The sequence below is a fragment of the Gallibacterium genomosp. 2 genome, from assembly GCF_000771895.1.
Taxonomy (GTDB): Bacteria; Pseudomonadota; Gammaproteobacteria; order Enterobacterales; family Pasteurellaceae; genus Gallibacterium.
The window spans coordinates 1-2,381 of sequence record NZ_JPXY01000010.1 but is presented as its reverse complement, the minus strand read 5'-3'; the positions used below and the strand labels follow the sequence as shown (position 1 = coordinate 2,381).

Sequence of the window (2,381 nt, the reverse complement as noted above, 5' to 3'; positions counted from 1 at the left end):
CCGTGACCGTTCCACCGGTAACACCAATAGAACCACTTGCCTTTGATAGCGAATCGAATAAACCGGCTGTAGCAGACGGAAATAAAGTTATCCTTAATTTAAATGGTAAGGCAACTTCTGATCATACAGCGGATACGTTCGATGGTAATAAAGCTACTTTGATCTTTGGTGATGCCACTTCAGCTAATGAGAAAGTACATACTCTGACTGGCGCAGGAAACAACGGTCAAATTAAGGTATATAATCCAAAACTTGACTGGAATATGAGTACTGATGATGATGGTACTGGAGTGCAACAGGATCACGCACCGGGTTGGGGTTATGATGAAGCAGCACTCCAATGGGATGCAAGCCATAATAACTATAATCCTAATGACTATAGAAATCGTTTTTATAAATGGACGGGTGCTAGTGATGCTGCGGATATTATTCTTGTAGAGAATGTACGAACTGACTCTGTTGATGACAATACGCAAGTACAAGGTATGATTGCTTCGGAAGTAACAGGTACGGAATTCAAACAAGTTCGTTTTGCTCTTGATACGCTTGGTGGTGGCAATGACTATATTAAAGCCAAAGGTGTGGGCGGACACGTGAAAATTAAAACTAACGAGGGTGACGATGTCATTGAGTTAGGTTATATGAATGGACGTACAGGCGTTGGTGTGCCGTGGTATGATGGCTCTAACCAAATTGATATGGGTGCCGACAATGATAAGCTGTTAGTAACGAGCCATTCCGCAGACCAAAATGTTTGGCAACGTGGTTATGGTAATGGTTCATTGTATTACACTAATGCGAAAATCGATATGGGCGAAGGCGATAATGAAGTGAGTATTTATCATAATATTATTGCTGGAGCTGAAGATGGTTCGGGGAACTATATTCGCTTTGGTAGCGGTAATGATAAGCTTACCGTAGGTGGATATATACGTAGCGAATTAAGTGATACTAAGCATAGATCTTCGAATATTATTGATTTAGGTGGCGGACATGATACGGTTCAAGTGAAAGGCGGTCTTTATAAAGATAATAATCTTAAATTTTTAATGGTATCTGATGATTCAAGTGAAGTGACTTTTGGCAATTCAATTGGTGGATATTCCTCAATGCTGATGGGGAATGGAGCTGATACGGTTGTTGTTAACGGTAATGCTGAGTTTGGTTCAGATCCTTATTATGATAATTGGTTAAATGATGTTTTTGCGAAAAACGTGGAAGTAGGTAAAACAAATGCTATGTACCAAGGTTTTTATGAAACAGAATTTAAACAAAAAGTAAGCGAGAGATGGGCTTCTGCTAACATTGGCCAACGTATTGACTTAGGCAATGGTGAAAATACATTATCAATTACTGGTTCAGTATCGAAATTGAATTATCGTGGTGGTGTTGATAATGATACTGTTACTCTTGGCGCAACATCAGAGTCTCGTTTCTGGATGGGAGATGGAACTAATACGCTTTTATTAGGATCAAACAGTAGTAGTATTGGTTATTCCGGTGGTACTGGTACAGATACAATTACGATTAATGGTAGTGTTAACAATAATAGTACCTTTAATATTGGTTCCGGTAATAACAGCATAAAGATTACAGGTAATGCTGAACAAACTTGGATCGGTGTGAGCAATAATAATGAAGGTTTTGCCCAAAGTGGAAATGATACGGTAACGATTGGAGGTAACTTCATTGGAAAAGGAGCAAAAACTGAGGATATCAATTTAGGCGCTGGTCAAGATAGTGTAACCATCTCAGGTAAGCTCCAAGACTCAAATATCCAAATGGGTGATGATAATGATAGTGTTACGATAAGGGGTACTATCGATGGCTCAAATATTATTGATGCTGGTAAAGGTGATGATGTGATTACTGTGACCAATCAAATTAATAGTTGGAATACTCAACTTATTGGTGGAGAAGGTAATGATACTTTCACTGTGCTGTACTTTAAAGGCGATAATCGAAATGCAGTATCAGGGGGAACGGGTAAGGATACCTTAAATATTACAGGAAATCTTAACTCGTTTATCGTAGGAAGTGATAAAAGAGGATGGACTAATTTATGGTCGATTGAAGAAATTGTCTTTAAAGGTACTTCAGGAAGAAATACTATTCGTATTGATGGAAATATCTTAACTGCAGACAATAATAAATCGCTATATATTAAAAACCAATCTACAGGTTCAAACACTGTAGATGTTAATGCGAAATATTCTTATAAATCAAGCCAGACACTGCGTGAAGATAGAGATAGTAATGGGCAAGATGAAGCTTATAGCTATACAGTTTATAAATTTGATGGAGGATATACGCTTTATATTGAAAATGGTATTAATATTATTTAATGTTTAATCACATTTAAGTTGGCATATAGGACAAAA

General features: G+C 37.5%; 1 pseudogene. It reads left to right on the top strand.

From position 1 onward, the window contains the following. Positions 1–2,345, top strand: a pseudogene (locus tag P375_RS12525) (calcium-binding protein); the annotation flags it as partial. Positions 2,346–2,381: the final 36 nt, after the last annotated feature.